This is a genomic window from Mucilaginibacter sp. P4_D1 (genome assembly GCF_056401935.1).
Window position 1 is genome coordinate 18,988 of sequence record NZ_JBFUIJ010000001.1, and the last position, 13,637, is coordinate 32,624.

Sequence of the window (13,637 nt, forward strand, 5' to 3'; positions counted from 1 at the left end):
AAATGAAATCAAATAGTACTCCTTGCTTCAAAAACCTTATAAATCCGGATATATTTTTGGTTACCTTTACGCTTAGTCTTCCTCCCCTGCTTAAGGTACTATTACATTTTAACACATTGTATAGCTATGAAAATCAAAAAAAAGCTCTTACTGGGATTTGGCCTCTTGTTTATTGTGGTGGTTATTTTTGGCATTGTTTCCATCTATTACATTAAAGTAATATCCGAAACCGCCAGCATCACCTTAAAAAACAACTATGCAACATTAACTTATACCCGCCAGATGCGTGCTGTTCTGGATGAAAACGACCTGCCGCTAAAGCCTGCAGTAGCCGACATATTTGACAAGTCGTTAAAAAAGCAAGAGAACAACATTACCGAATCCGGCGAAAGCGCAGCGACAGCCCAACTGCGCAAAGCCTTTGTTTTGTTAAGTACGCCCTCCCTGCCTTTAAATCAGCAGCAAACTTCCGAGCGGGATGCGAGGCTACAGTTGAAAGATATCGAAGGCCTGAACATGCATGCTATCGAGCTTAAAAATAATTACACTCACTCCACCGTCAATAAATCTACCCTGTACCTCGGGGGGATGGTATTTATCACCTTTTTGATCCTTTTTATATTAATTGTCAATTTTCCGGGATTTATCCTTAACCCTTTAGAGGAGCTGGCGGATGGGCTGGAGCAAATCAGCATAAAAAACTACGATACCCGGCTGCATTTTAAAACAAGCGATGAGTTTGCACACCTGGCCGAGGCATTTAATACCATGGCAACCAAACTTGGCGAACAGGAAAATGCCAGCCTTACCAAACTCATAGCAGCCGAACTGCGGATAAAAACACTGGCAGAAGAAATGCCCGATGCCGTAATTGGCATCAACGAAAACCAGGAAATTCTGTTTGTAAACCAGGAGGCGAAAAAAATGTTAAACCTGGGCGATAAGCACATTATCGGCCAGTCTATTATAGTATTATCCGAAACTAATAAACTGCTGAAAATATTGGCAGACGATAACGAAAATCCTTTAAAAGGCGCTCATTTTAAACAAAAAACGCTTAAAGTTATGGTGCCCAATTTAAAGCCCGATCTTGATGCGCTTACCGTTGCAAGCTATCCGGCAGGGGTAATCCATATTTTTAAGGCGGTGGGGGTTTAGATTGCAAAAGGTTGGGTATAATTCTCAGGGTACTTATATATCGCCAAAACATAGCAACTTACGTTTTAAGGCTTTCTTCCTAATTTTCTGCGCGGAGATTTTCGGGCCGGGGTAATTTCAGATTGAAAATACCGGTTGATTTTATTTGCAATAGCAGGTAACCCGGTTTTAATCCAGGTCTTTTTTATTGCGTGAGATTGAACTGTGGCGATTACGTTGTCCTCTATCCTAACTAATAAGGTTGGCACTCTCATACCGTCATACAACTCTATAACCTTAAATGTACCTATAAATTCGTTAATGTGTTCCAGATTTTTTTGATAAACACCTTTTATAGTTGCAGGTTCAACATAATGTCCGCCCTCCAATACTCTTTGCCCAACCCTTGCAATACAATCATTTACCTTATCGAGACAAAGGTAGTTCAGCTGAATTTGGTATACATTATTTTCAAACAAATCGATATAGCGCCAGTAATCTGGATGAGATAAAGGTGTTTCTAATACGAAATGTTTTCTTTCCTTTATCGCGGCTTTCATTTCCTCCACAAGCCGTTCTTCCATCATTCGGGTTGCTTTTGCGGTGATCATGGTTGCCGGTGTACCTGTATCAATCAATTGCTTCTCAAACATTGTTCGGGCTTTGTCCCGGTCAAATGATAATATCCCCTCGAACTCAACAGGAAGCATGGTTTGAATGTGCGTAGACTTGCCTGCACCATTTGGGCCGGAGATAACCAGTAAGGTTGGTTTAGAATAATCCATTTTCCTCACGTACCTTATTGGCGTCAGACGCCGATAGCACCCGGATCAAATTATAAGTGTAATTAGAACCAGCAAAAAAAACCTGCTGCAGCTCTATATGTCCATCGGGAAACTCCCGGTAAACCTGCCCATCGGGCAATTTGTCCGAGAGAATCAGGAAAGGCAGGTTATTGCTAAAATTCTTTGAACGCAATTCTCTAATTGTAAGCAGGTATTTTTCGTTTTTTGTAGTAACTTCTAAATCAACAATTCCCATAGCCATACTTTCGATCTTACGTAAAAATACAAAAATATGGTTATAAATACAATTTGTAAGGTTATATGCTTTACCAACATTATGTTAATTAAACATTGTTTCTTATAAGTTTTCCAATTAGAATCACAAATGATACGGAAGAATCTTCACCCTTGTCATGCCGTCCTTTAGCTTTCGATTTATCAAAAGGATGTTTTTCAAAATTGGGGTGCTGCGCACAACATCGCCTTATAACATGGTAAGGCGGGTTGAGGAATGGGTTGCGCCAAAGGATGTTGATTTGTTTAACGGCACCGTGGTATCTTATAAAGGGAAGCGCTGGAATAAAGAGGAAATTTAGGATCGATAAGTAATCAAAATTCCAACCTCCGGCCTTTTCGTTGTTTTTGGCGGGGTGAATATCTATTTGGTAGTTATCGTACCCATTTTGGCATATTCTACATCATTGGGTTCCCAAAGTTCAATCTTATTGCCTTCCGGGTCCACCAGGTGGGCAAAACTGCCATAACTGACTCTTTCTACCGAATCTGTGGGCAAGATGCCGGAGGCTTTCAGTTTGATAAGCAGCGCATCCAGCTGTTCTACCCGGTAATTGATCATGAATTGTTTTTCTGAGGGCTGAAAATATTTGGTTGTCTCTTTAAATGGTGCCCATAACGTAAAGCCTTTTTTGGTACTGTCCACACCCTGGTGCCATTCAAAGTTGGTGCCACTGCCCACCATGCGCATACCCAGGTTTTTTTCGTACCAGGCCTTTAGCACCGCCGGGTTTTTGGCTTTAAAAAAGATGCCACCAAGCCCTGTTATCCTTGGGGCGCCGACAGGTGGGCGGGTTAATTGATTGAAGCCATAGCCCAACAAAAACGCAAGTGACAATAAGGCGGCGAGTGTGATTTTTTTCATCAGCAATAATTTTATATTAAAGGTAGCTAAATTGAGCGCCGAAATTGGTAGATGAAAAAATGAAAAACATTCGCAACAGTTTTGGTGCTTACTCGGCTTTGTGAATTATTACCACATAAAAACATGAAGGGGTTACTGTAGCTGCAAAATAACGGGCCTAATAGGATACTTCAAACAGCCGGAAGTTTCTATTTGGTTTTGTTGTTTTTTATTGTAGATTTATATAGTAAACCTATCTTGAATTATTATGCCTAAATTAAATCTGGCAGTAATTGCAATTTCGCTGCTTTTTGTCATCACCTCATGTAGGAAACTTCATGTCGAATCGGGTGCGGGTAATAATACCGATACAACGGAAACAGAGCCGAAGGGATGGGTTCAGTTGCAAAATTATCCGGGTACCGCACTTCGCTGGACGTTTGGATTTTCCGCGGGTAATAAAGGATATGTTATTGGCGGGCAATATGAAGAGGCTGCTGGCAATAATACCGCCGATGTATTTCAATACGATCCTTTGATTGATAAATGGCATAAGCTAAATGACTATCCCGGTAAAGGGATGGGTCTGATGGCAGGATTCTCAATAAACAACAAAACGTACCTGGGTACCGGGTTTAACTACAGCACCAATCTTTTATACAGCGATTTTTGGGAATACGATCCTTCCAACGATACATGGATACAAAAAGGAGATTTTCCCGGTGGTAAAAGACAAGGCTCAATATCTTTTTCGATAGGTGGTTATGGCTACTTAGTTGGCGGCCTTTTGCGAACAAAACAGGATGTTTGGAAATATACGCCCGCTACTGATCAATGGACCCAAATGGCAGATTACCCAGGAACAGGCATTGCCGAAATGGTAAGTGCTTCTGTTAATGGCAAAGTTTATATCGGGGCGGGTACCAGTATGGATAACGTTGTAAGTGATTTTTGGGAATACGAGCCGGCTTTAGATAAATGGACAAAGAAGGCTGATATTATTGAGCCGCTTTATAACCCGGTTGTTTTTACCAAAGGCACCAAGATTTTTGTTATTGGCGGAGTTGGCCAGGATCTGAAGTTTCGGAAAGCTGTATTGATATACGATACGGCGACAGACCAGTGGACTAAAGCCGAAGATTTTAAAGGGCAGGAAAGATCAGCCGCTGTTGGATTTGTGATTGGCGACACCGCCTATTTTGGCCTTGGAGCAGGTAGTAAAATGGCGGGCGGGGCCAAGTATCCGGTTTACTTCAACGATTTCTGGAAATTTAACCCATAGGTTTCAATCAAAACAAATACCAATCATGCCAATAGCCGGCTGTATAAGGTTGCTGGCCGGGAGGTAATCCCGCAACAAATCAAAATGCACAGGTGTTTTTAAGATGTTAGATGCATTTTGGTAATTTAGCCCAAAAATGAGTAATGAGCTGGACCTGCCCGAAATGTGAACGCGAGCTGCCGAAGCCCGAACAGCGGCATTACTGTGCGCAGGTTAGCCTTGACAGTTTGCTTGGCGGCCGCCCGCCCGAACTTGTGCTGGCGTTTGATAGGATACTTGCCGAGGTGGCCGGCTGGGACGATGTGCTGGTTGGCACTACCCCGAATTGTATTGTTTTCACGAGGCGGCTCACCTTCATGGTAATCCGGCCGATGAAAAAGGAGTTGGATATTAAGTTTTATTCCAAAGTGGCCCATACCGAAAAACCAATTCTTAAAAGTGTGGCTTCGGGGAATAAGTTTGAGAATCATATCCGTATTGCGGTGTTGGATGATTTGCGCCCCAAATTGTTTACTTATCTGCGGGAATCATACCACCTTTTATAGTATTGTTAGATAAGCGGCCGTAAACAAAAGTCCGACTTTTCTGACTTCCCGACTTCCGGACTTTCCGACTCAGCACCGCAAACAATTTACCCCTGTCACATATTACTAACATATGATTACAGTAGTAGGTATTTTTGAAGATGTTAACCTTGCCGACGATGTGTGCGAGTACCTGTTGGGCAACGAATTTGACGCCGATAGTTTAGACCAGCACACCCACAAATCCCTGGTGGGTCACGATGTGCACGAGCCGGGCACCATTGACCGTATTGCCGCGTTTTTTAACCACTTGTTTGATAACGAACATGAGGCCGAAGCCCATGCCACTGCCGGCCGTAATGGCACCATTGTAACTGTACATGCGCCGTCGGCCAGGCTGGCCCAGGAGGCTGTTGATGCACTTAATAATTACGGCGCTATAGATGTAAATGCTGTTGATGAAAATAACGCCGGTACACGCAGTATTATGGTTGAGCGGATTGTGGCTGATGATGTAAGGTTGAGGGGATAGGGTTGAGTAGTGAGCAGTTTGGTGAAAACTCATGTGGCGAGGCTGCACCCGGTTGCCCTCTCTCCCCCGTGTTCTACCTTAATTACGGTGTTGAATTTGCCAGGCTATCCAATTTTGGCGATCCATATCCTTTTATCAGCATGGTATAATGCATACCTGGCTCATCAGTTTTTACTATAGGCATCCTGTCGGTACTTGATACCTTAGCAACCGGCATTAAATAGCGCATAGGTTGGGCATCAGGCATCTGCTGCACGCTGCCCGATAAAAAATCTTTTAACTGTGGTGTTACCGGTTTGGTAGCGAAAAAAGTAGTTGCTGTTTTGGGTTTTAAAGTAGGGCTCCAGGTAATTTTATTGCTAAAAAACGGATTAAGTGATATTTGCGCTTTTACCTGGCTTACACATGTTGCCAAAATAATAATTAACAATGTTTTTTTCATAACTGTAATAGGTTTACACTAAGATAAATACAAATAAGCATTATAAATGTTAAAAAAAGTTATTTAACATTTGTAGTAAAAAACATAGTTGCAAAAATTACGTTAGTTGGCAAACTGTGGCGGCCATCAAATGATAAAACAGATGGCCTGCTGTTAAATGGTAGATTTTATTATTTTTGTGAAAAATTTAAACCGATGAGCGAACTCATTAAAAAACAAGTTACTGATGCAAAGGCATCCATGGATAGGGCCATTGAGCATGCCGATAACGAATTAAATAAAATACGTGCCGGTAAAGCAAGCCCATCAATGCTGGATGACGTTACGGTTGATTATTACGGTACAGCAACCCCTTTAAGCCAGGTTGGTAGCGTAAACACCCCCGATGCCCGCACAATTATTATACAACCCTGGGAGAAATCATTGCTTGCCCCTATAGAAAAAGCAATTATAGCGGCTAACCTTGGTGTTAACCCGCAAAACGATGGCATCATCATCCGTATAAACGTACCGCCGTTAACCGAAGAGCGCCGCCGCGATTTAGTTAAAAAAGCAAAAGGCGAAGCCGAAACCGGTAAAATAGCTATCCGCAACATTCGTAAAGATGCCAACGAGAAGATTAAAAAATTAAAATCGGAAGGCGTATCTGAAGATGAAATAAAAGTAGGCGAGGCAGAAGTTCAAAAACTTACCGATGCTTATATCATCAAAGTTGATCAGCTTTCTGAAGCCAAAGAAAAAGATATCATGACGGTTTAATATTAACCTTATGTCAAATTAAAAGGGAATGAGCTACTTAGCCATTCCCTTTTTTTATTTTTACTGCCGAAACATGAATATATTACTTTCTTACTTGAAAAAACACCGCTGGATAGTGGTAATGGCGCTGTTTCTGGCTGCCATGAATATTGGTTTTTCATTGCTTGATCCGTGGATAACCGGCCGCATTGTTGACCGCGTTATTGAAAAACGGGGGACGCTGCATTACGAAGAGTACCTGCGGCAGGTGTTAATGCTGGTTGGTGCAGCTATCGGCGTAGCCATGGTATCGCGTATTGCAAAAAATTTTCAGGATTACTTTACCAATATTATAACCCAAAAGGTTGGTGCAGCAATGTATGCTGATGGCCTGAAACACTCGTTAGAGCTTCCTTACCAGGTTTTTGAAGATCAGCGCAGCGGCGAAACGCTGGGCATTTTACAAAAGGTACGGTTAGATTGCGAAAAGTTTATCACCTCATTTATCAGCATATTATTTGTATCCCTTATCGGGATGGTATTTGTAATTGTATACTCGGTAAGTGTAAATTACCAGGTAACATTAGTTTATTTTGCTGCTATACCCATTATTACTTTTGTGAGCATGGCCATGAGCCGCAAAATCAAGACCATTCAAAAGAAAATAGTGTCTGAAACCACCGCATTGGCCGGTTCCACTACCGAATCATTAAGAAATATTGAATTGGTAAAAAGCCTTGGCTTGGCTAAGCAGGAAATAGAAAGGCTGAATAACACCACCTACAAAATACTCGACCTGGAATTAAAGAAAGTAAAATATGTACGCAGCATGAGCTTTGTACAGGGCACTACTGTAAATTTTGTGCGGAGTGTAATGGTGGTTGTGCTATTGATGCTGATATTTAAAGGATCGTTATCACCGGGACAGTATTTTAGCTTCTTGTTTTACTCGTTCTTTTTGTTTAACCCGCTGCAGGAGCTTGGCAACGTAATATTGTCATGGCGCGAGGCCGAGGTTTCATTAGGGAATTTCAAAGGCATTTTGAGCACCCCTATTGATAAAAAACCCGAAAAACCCGTAATGGTTGATAAAGTAAATACGCTAACCTTTAGCAACGTTACTTTTAAGCATTTAACCGCCAACCGCAACGCGCTTAACCATATTAGTTTTGAAACTAATACCGGCGAAACCATCGCCTTTGTTGGTCCGTCGGGCTCGGGTAAAACCACGCTGGTAAAACTGTTGGTTGGTTTGTACCAGCCTTTGGAAGGCGATGTTTTATACAACAATATTTTAAGCAAGGAGATTGACCTTGATCAGCTGCGCGAAAAAATTGGCTTTGTAACGCAGGATACCCAGTTGTTTTCGGGTACAATCCGCGAAAACTTATTGTTCGTTCGTCCTGATGCGACCGATGAAGAGTGTATGAACGTATTGCAGCGTGCCGCCTGCCAAACCTTGCTGGCAAGGGCCGATAAAGGCCTGAGCACAGTTATTGGCGAGGGTGGCGTAAAAGTATCCGGCGGCGAGAAACAACGTCTCTCGATAGCCCGTGCACTGTTACGCAAACCCGATATCCTGGTATTTGATGAAGCTACTTCATCTTTGGATTCTATCACCGAAGAGGAGATCACCGAAACCATACGTAACGTATCTGAAAACGAAAATCATATCACCATATTGATTGCCCACCGTTTATCTACAATTATGCATGCCGATTGCATTTATGTGCTTGAAAAAGGCCGTATCATCGAATCTGGCCGCCACCTTGATCTGCTCAATCAAAAGGGCTTATATTATGCCATGTGGAGGCAGCAAATAGGCGAAAAGATTACCGTGGAAGTGGAGTAGGGGTGCGGATGTGCAGATTTTAGATTTTAGATGTGCAGATGTTTTGAATTGGGACGTTAGAGATAAATTTATGTATTTGCGAGGCACGAAGCAATCGCGAACAATGGAAAGCCGCCGCGCGTGCGACGAGATTGTCACGTTGTAGCTCGCACTGACATATCCAATTTTCCTGTCATCCTAAGGTACGAAGGATCTATCAGCTGTGCATGACCGATAGAAAAGTTCGCCAATAGATCCTTCGTACCTCAGGATGACAGTCTTTTATTTTTGAATGTAATTTTCCTTCAGAATTTCGCGGGGTTTTACGACTGAGTATAACGATCTTGATATTTTGGACATCATCCCCAGGCAGACACAGCCATCCCAACCATAGTTCCCCCTTCAGGGGGTTAGGGGGCTAAACGTTTTTATCATCAATGATCTTAAAAAACTCATCGCGGTAAGTATCTCCTACAGGGATAATTTTGTCGCCTATCTGGATGCGGCTGCGCTCAATGCTGTCAATTTTGTTAAGTGCTACTATGTATGATTTATGTACCCTTACAAAATGTCTTTCGGGCAGGGCATCTTCCATTTTTTTCATGCCTTGCAGGGTAATAATGCGCTCGGCAGGGGTGAAGATGGAGATATAATCTTTCAGCCCCTCGATAAACAAAATATCGTGCAGGTAAACCTTTTGAATTTTGTGCTCCGTTTTTACAAAGATAAAATCCGTCGAAAAATCATCCTGCTGCGCAGGCTCGGCCTGGATAACCGGTTTGGTAACGGGCTGTATGATGCTTTGCGCTTTTTGTACCGATTTAAAAAATCTGTCAAAAGCTATTGGTTTAAGCAGGTAATCAACCACATCCAGCTCATAACCTTCCAGCGCGTACTGGGGGTAAGCTGTGGTAAGTATTACTTTGGCTTTGCCATTGGCTATTTTTAAAAACTGGATGCCGGTAAGCTCCGGCATCTGTACATCTAAAAATACCAGGTCCACATTGCCGGCCTGTACCAGGGTAAGGGCTTCAATGGGGTTGGTTGTGGCTTTCACCAATTGCAAAAAAGGCATTTTGGATATATAATCTTCCAAAATATGCAGCGCTAAAGGCTCATCATCAACTACCAGGCATCTGATCATGCTGTAAAAATAAACACTAATTGCACGAATTGAAACGAATTACACGAATTTTTAAATAAACACTAATGGCACTAATTTAAATAAACACGAATGCTACTAATTTTTCGAATTACACGAATTGGAAGAAATTACCATTTAGCTACCTTATAATTCATAAGCGCCCTGATTTGTGAAATTCGCCTAATACGTGAAATTCGTGTCTATAATGGTGTTAACTCTACCGACTTGTAAAATAACTCGGCGCCCTCCGATTGTAATAGTATCCTGCCTTCGGTTACCGAACCTGTACCCCAGTTTACCAGGTGTCCGTTTACATAATGTTCAATTTGGTTGCCGTTGCAAATAATCTCCAGGGTATTCCATTCGCCGCGGGGTTTTTCAAAATTTGCCGTGCGAAAAATGTGCTTTTGATCCCAGGCAAACTCCCATTTATTGGGCGAATCTACATTGGTATGTTTTACGCACCAAAAATCGCCGCAATCCTGCTCCTGTATCTGGAATTCTATTGATTTTGGCCAGACGGTGTCTTTTTCCATCAATCCAAAATGATAAAGAATTCCGGCATCCCGCTTACCGGTTTGGCGGGGAAAGTATTGTTTGGAGCCCCATTTGAATACTACTTTAAGGTAATAATTGGAGTAGGATTTTAGGGTACTCATATAGCCAAAATATTTACCCATTACGTGCACCGCACCATTTTCTACGGTGAAATTATTATGGATATCGTTGTTTTTGCCCAGTGTATCTAAAAACGAATACCAACCTGTTTTATCCCGGCCGTTGAAAAGCTTTTGCACATTGATTTCCCTTATCCAGATATTACGGAACGAAACGGGGAACTCATGCTCCTGCAGCAATAAGGGCTGGGCAAAATTGTGCTTGGTGTATTTAGGCTGGCCAACATGGGCCACCGTGCCTTTTATGGCAACATGGTTTTGCACCAGTACGCCGTTGTGTAAAACCGTAATGTACGCCGGTGTTTTAAGCGAGCTATCTAAATTAAAACGCGGGGCTGTGTATATGATATCATACTTTTGCCACTCGCCGGGTTTAAGGGAAGCGTTTACCAAAGGCACATGCTGTTTGTAAACAGAGCCTGCCTGCCCGTTGGAGTAGGTTCGGTTTTTATAACTATCCAGTATCTGAAGCTCGTAACGGCTTTGCATGATTACGCCGCTGTTGCCGCGCTCCTGGCCTTCGCCTTTTACAATGGCCGGTGTGCGCCATTCAATGTGCAGCTGGCAATCGGCAAAGTTTCTTTTGCTGATGATGGAGCCGCTACCTGGTTTCACGGTAAGGATACCGTTTTTAATTGTCCAGCCCGGGGGCATCCCTTTTTGATCTGTCCATTCGTTCAGGTTTTTTCCATCAAACAAAATAATGGCGTCTGATGGGGCTTTGTTGCCAACACCCGGTTGCACTACGGCTGGTTCCGGATCCCAAACTTCGGTAAGTTTTGGATCATTTTGTGCCGACGCGCTGTACCCGGATAGGGCTAACATCAGCATTAATAAGGTGGTTTTTAACTGGTTCATAGTAGATATTTATTGCACACTAATTATCACGAATTAAATCTAATTACACGAGTTTTTGAAAAAACACCAATTCACACGGCCTTTCGGAATGTTTTTTTTAATTTCTCTCCGCCCGATTTGTGAAATTCGAATACATTCGTGATAATTCGTGCGTCATAAAATTATCGATAATTCACAAGTATAGGTATCTTCTGTATCCCTGATATTTAAAGTATACTTACCGGGGTATAAAAGATTAAGACGCCGTTGCACATTGGTTAGCCCTATGCCGCCAATGGCATCGCGGTTATGGGTGTGTTTTTTATTTTGAATGTAAAAGTGCAGTTTGCATTCGTCAACGTTGATGAGCAGTTTAATGGGTGTCATCACATCATTGGCCACGCCGTGTTTAAAAGCGTTTTCGATAAAGGCTATTAACAATAAGGGCACAATTTGCTGGTTGGTTACGTCGCCCATTACCTTAAAATCAATAAAAGCCTTATTGCCGAAACGGATTTTTTGCAAATCGATGTAGTTATGCAGGTATTGAAGTTCTTTGCTTAAATCAACCCGGTTATCGTTGCACTCATAAAGCATGTAGCGCATAATTTCGGATAGCTTGAGGATAGCCTCGGGCGTGGTTTCGGATTTTTGATAGGCCAGTGAGTAAATACTGTTAAGCGAGTTGAATAAAAAATGCGGGTTTATCTGCGATTTTAAGAAAGCCAGTTCGGCAGTCAGCCGCTGGTTCTCTAAATCACGCTGAACGCGTTCGTTAAGGAACCAGTCTGTAGTAAACTTGAGCACGGTGCTTAAAAAGAAGAAAATAAGACTTGTAAAAACTGTGCTAAAAAAATAGTGTGGGAAGCTTACCTCGTGCCCTTTGTTACGCATCAGTATTACATCTTTAAATACCAGTCCCACCCCATACTTGATAACGCCAAAAATTACAATGGTTACCAAAACTATACACGCGTAAGCCCAATAACGTTTTTTATCTAAAAAACGCGGGATATAAACAAGAAAATTAATGTAAAACAGGCCTATATTGATTGCCGGGAATATCAGAAATATTACAATTAAATCTCTGAATGAGATATGATCATTCATCCGGGCCAGGAAAATGAACAGCGAGATCATCCCCAGCCAAAAAAGTAAATGCCAGAAAATATGCCAGGCTGTTTTTAAAACGCGTGTTTGGTTATCCGGTGAAATTGTATGCTGCATGTGCTTTTTTATTTCCCTAAATAAAAAGGTTTAATCTGATGTAATTTAGTATTTTGATTGTTATACGGGTGTTTATTTATATATAGTAATTCAATTTGTCGATGAACTGGCTTTTATAATCGATGAACTGGTTAAAATGTTTAAAAAGGCGTTCATCTATAAACTCCGTGTGTTGGTCTAATACTTTTTAGCGGGTGGTAAAATAAGTATTTCTTTGTTCTATCAAATCACTCGCAATGAAAACGCTTATCAAAAATTCTAATCCTTTTATCATGTTGTTGATACCAGTAATGTTTGCCCTAATTTTAGGTGTAAGCTACCAGTTTGAACAAAAAAAGGAATCAGCAGTAATGGGTACATCATCTGTACACGCTACTTCGTTGTTTTACAAAGGTATTACCCTTGTTAAAACTGTTTGCTCAGTTGCCAAAAGCAACAATGTATGGTAATCAGTACCGAAGGGTTATCCTTCAACTTCGGTAACCAGCAAGTGGTTAAATCACTTGCGCTACAGGTACCCGAAGGAAGCATATATGGTTTTCTTGGCCCAAATGGTGCCGGGAAAACCACTACTATCAAACTCCTGTTAAACCTGCTCAAAATTCAAAGCGGCAGCATCCAGATATTTGAACAGGACATTCAACATCACCGCACCCAAATATTATCGCAAATAGGTTCGCTTATTGAGCAGCCTGCCATATACCAGCACCTGACCGGGAAAGAGAATTTATTAAACAGGGCCTTGTTATTACAGGTGCCCGTTAAACGCGTTGACGAAATGCTGGCGCTTGTACAGCTTACCAATGCAGCCCATAAAAAAGCCGGGCAATACTCGTTGGGTATGAAACAGCGCCTGGGCATTGCGCTTGCCTTGCTTGCCGACCCCAAACTTTTAATTTTGGACGAACCTACCAATGGCCTTGATCCTAACGGCATCATCGAAGTACGTGAATTGCTGATTAAGCTTGTTAGCCAGTATAAAAAAACAGTATTTATATCCAGCCATTTACTTGCCGAGGTTGAACGTATGGCCACCCACGTGGGTATCATCAACCATGGCGAGCTGCTGTTTCAGGGCAGCATCGGCGAGTTACAGGCCCTGAGCCAGCCCCTGGTATGCATCGAGACAGATAACACGGTTGATGCAGCAAACCTGCTTACCCGTAACGGCTATACCGTTAGCGATGTTACCGATAGTTACCTGTATGTGCCCTACATCAGCAAACAAAAAACTGCTGATATTAACGCACTATTGCATGGTAACGGCCATGCCATATTCAGCATAGGCAAACAGCAAAAAGATTTGGAACGCCTGTTTTTAGATATTACCCAAAAAGCCTGAG

The 13,637-nt window shown here is 42.1% G+C and carries 16 protein-coding genes; 9 read left to right on the forward strand and 7 right to left on the reverse strand.

From position 1 onward, the window contains the following. Nucleotides 1-126: 126 nt before the first annotated feature. A complete protein-coding gene (locus AC1DV1_RS00075) occupies nt 127-1,158 on the forward strand; it encodes a HAMP domain-containing protein (protein WP_477353580.1) in 1,032 nt (343 codons plus the stop codon). A 65-nt stretch (nt 1,159-1,223) separates the two neighbouring features. On the opposite strand, the gene AC1DV1_RS00080 is transcribed toward AC1DV1_RS00075, so the two are convergent. Both AC1DV1_RS00080 and AC1DV1_RS00085 read right to left on the reverse strand, forming a co-directional pair. Next, nucleotides 1,224-1,922 carry an ATPase gene (locus tag AC1DV1_RS00080; RefSeq protein WP_477353582.1) on the reverse strand — a complete coding sequence of 233 codons (699 nt, stop codon included), beginning with the start codon at nt 1,920-1,922 and terminating at the stop codon, nt 1,224-1,226. Next, entirely contained in the window at nt 1,909-2,184 is a 276-nt protein-coding gene (locus tag AC1DV1_RS00085) for a hypothetical protein (protein WP_477353584.1), read from the reverse strand. Before AC1DV1_RS00085 ends, AC1DV1_RS00080 begins: the two co-directional genes overlap by 14 nt. Before the next feature lie 184 nt (nt 2,185-2,368). Here AC1DV1_RS00085 and AC1DV1_RS00090 point away from each other — a divergent pair, with 184 nt between their 5' ends. Beyond that, on the forward strand, nt 2,369-2,518 hold the full coding sequence (locus AC1DV1_RS00090; protein ID WP_477353585.1) for a hypothetical protein: 150 nt from the start codon (nt 2,369-2,371) through the stop codon (nt 2,516-2,518). A gap of 62 nt (nt 2,519-2,580) precedes the next feature. Here AC1DV1_RS00090 and AC1DV1_RS00095 read toward each other — a convergent pair whose 3' ends face one another. Continuing rightward, a complete protein-coding gene (locus tag AC1DV1_RS00095; RefSeq protein ID WP_477353587.1) occupies nt 2,581-3,081 on the reverse strand; it encodes a VOC family protein in 501 nt (166 codons plus the stop codon). A gap of 247 nt (nt 3,082-3,328) precedes the next feature. On the opposite strand from AC1DV1_RS00095, the gene AC1DV1_RS00100 reads away from it, so the two are divergent. The 3 genes from AC1DV1_RS00100 to AC1DV1_RS00110 all read left to right on the forward strand — a co-directional run bounded on the left by AC1DV1_RS00100 (nt 3,329) and on the right by AC1DV1_RS00110 (nt 5,398). After that, entirely contained in the window at nt 3,329-4,342 is a 1,014-nt protein-coding gene (locus tag AC1DV1_RS00100) for a Kelch repeat-containing protein (protein WP_477353589.1), read from the forward strand. A 143-nt stretch (nt 4,343-4,485) separates the two neighbouring features. Then, a complete protein-coding gene (locus AC1DV1_RS00105) occupies nt 4,486-4,887 on the forward strand; it encodes a DUF5655 domain-containing protein (RefSeq protein WP_477353591.1) in 402 nt (133 codons plus the stop codon). A gap of 112 nt (nt 4,888-4,999) precedes the next feature. Continuing rightward, nucleotides 5,000-5,398, forward strand: a complete 399-nt coding sequence (locus tag AC1DV1_RS00110; protein WP_477353593.1) for a hypothetical protein — start codon at nt 5,000-5,002, stop codon at nt 5,396-5,398. Between the two features lie 82 nt (nt 5,399-5,480). Here AC1DV1_RS00110 and AC1DV1_RS00115 read toward each other — a convergent pair whose 3' ends face one another. Then, on the reverse strand, nt 5,481-5,840 hold the full coding sequence (locus tag AC1DV1_RS00115) for a hypothetical protein (protein ID WP_477353595.1): 360 nt from the start codon (nt 5,838-5,840) through the stop codon (nt 5,481-5,483). A 195-nt stretch (nt 5,841-6,035) separates the two neighbouring features. On the opposite strand from AC1DV1_RS00115, the gene frr reads away from it, so the two are divergent. Both frr and AC1DV1_RS00125 read left to right on the forward strand, forming a co-directional pair. Next, a complete protein-coding gene (frr, locus tag AC1DV1_RS00120) occupies nt 6,036-6,599 on the forward strand; it encodes a ribosome recycling factor (protein WP_477353597.1) in 564 nt (187 codons plus the stop codon). A gap of 73 nt (nt 6,600-6,672) precedes the next feature. Next, nucleotides 6,673-8,430 carry an ABC transporter ATP-binding protein gene (locus tag AC1DV1_RS00125; RefSeq protein WP_477353599.1) on the forward strand — a complete coding sequence of 586 codons (1,758 nt, stop codon included), beginning with the start codon at nt 6,673-6,675 and terminating at the stop codon, nt 8,428-8,430. Between the two features lie 397 nt (nt 8,431-8,827). Here AC1DV1_RS00125 and AC1DV1_RS00130 read toward each other — a convergent pair whose 3' ends face one another. The 3 genes from AC1DV1_RS00130 to AC1DV1_RS00140 all read right to left on the reverse strand — a co-directional run bounded on the left by AC1DV1_RS00130 (nt 8,828) and on the right by AC1DV1_RS00140 (nt 12,294). Beyond that, nucleotides 8,828-9,553 (reverse strand): LytR/AlgR family response regulator transcription factor, encoded by a 726-nt coding sequence (locus tag AC1DV1_RS00130; protein ID WP_477353601.1) that lies wholly within the window; start codon nt 9,551-9,553, stop codon nt 8,828-8,830. A 200-nt stretch (nt 9,554-9,753) separates the two neighbouring features. Next, nucleotides 9,754-11,088, reverse strand: a complete 1,335-nt coding sequence (locus AC1DV1_RS00135) for a 3-keto-disaccharide hydrolase (RefSeq protein ID WP_477353603.1) — start codon at nt 11,086-11,088, stop codon at nt 9,754-9,756. Nucleotides 11,089-11,241: 153 nt separating this feature from the next. Then, nucleotides 11,242-12,294, reverse strand: coding sequence for a sensor histidine kinase (locus AC1DV1_RS00140; protein ID WP_477353605.1), 1,053 nt, complete (start codon nt 12,292-12,294; stop codon nt 11,242-11,244). Nucleotides 12,295-12,530: 236 nt separating this feature from the next. On the opposite strand from AC1DV1_RS00140, the gene AC1DV1_RS00145 reads away from it, so the two are divergent. Then, nucleotides 12,531-12,743, forward strand: a complete 213-nt coding sequence (locus AC1DV1_RS00145) for a hypothetical protein (protein WP_477353606.1) — start codon at nt 12,531-12,533, stop codon at nt 12,741-12,743. Further along, a complete protein-coding gene (locus tag AC1DV1_RS00150) occupies nt 12,737-13,636 on the forward strand; it encodes an ABC transporter ATP-binding protein (protein WP_477353607.1) in 900 nt (299 codons plus the stop codon). The genes AC1DV1_RS00145 and AC1DV1_RS00150 overlap by 7 nt, the downstream gene beginning before the upstream one ends. Nucleotide 13,637: the final 1 nt, after the last annotated feature.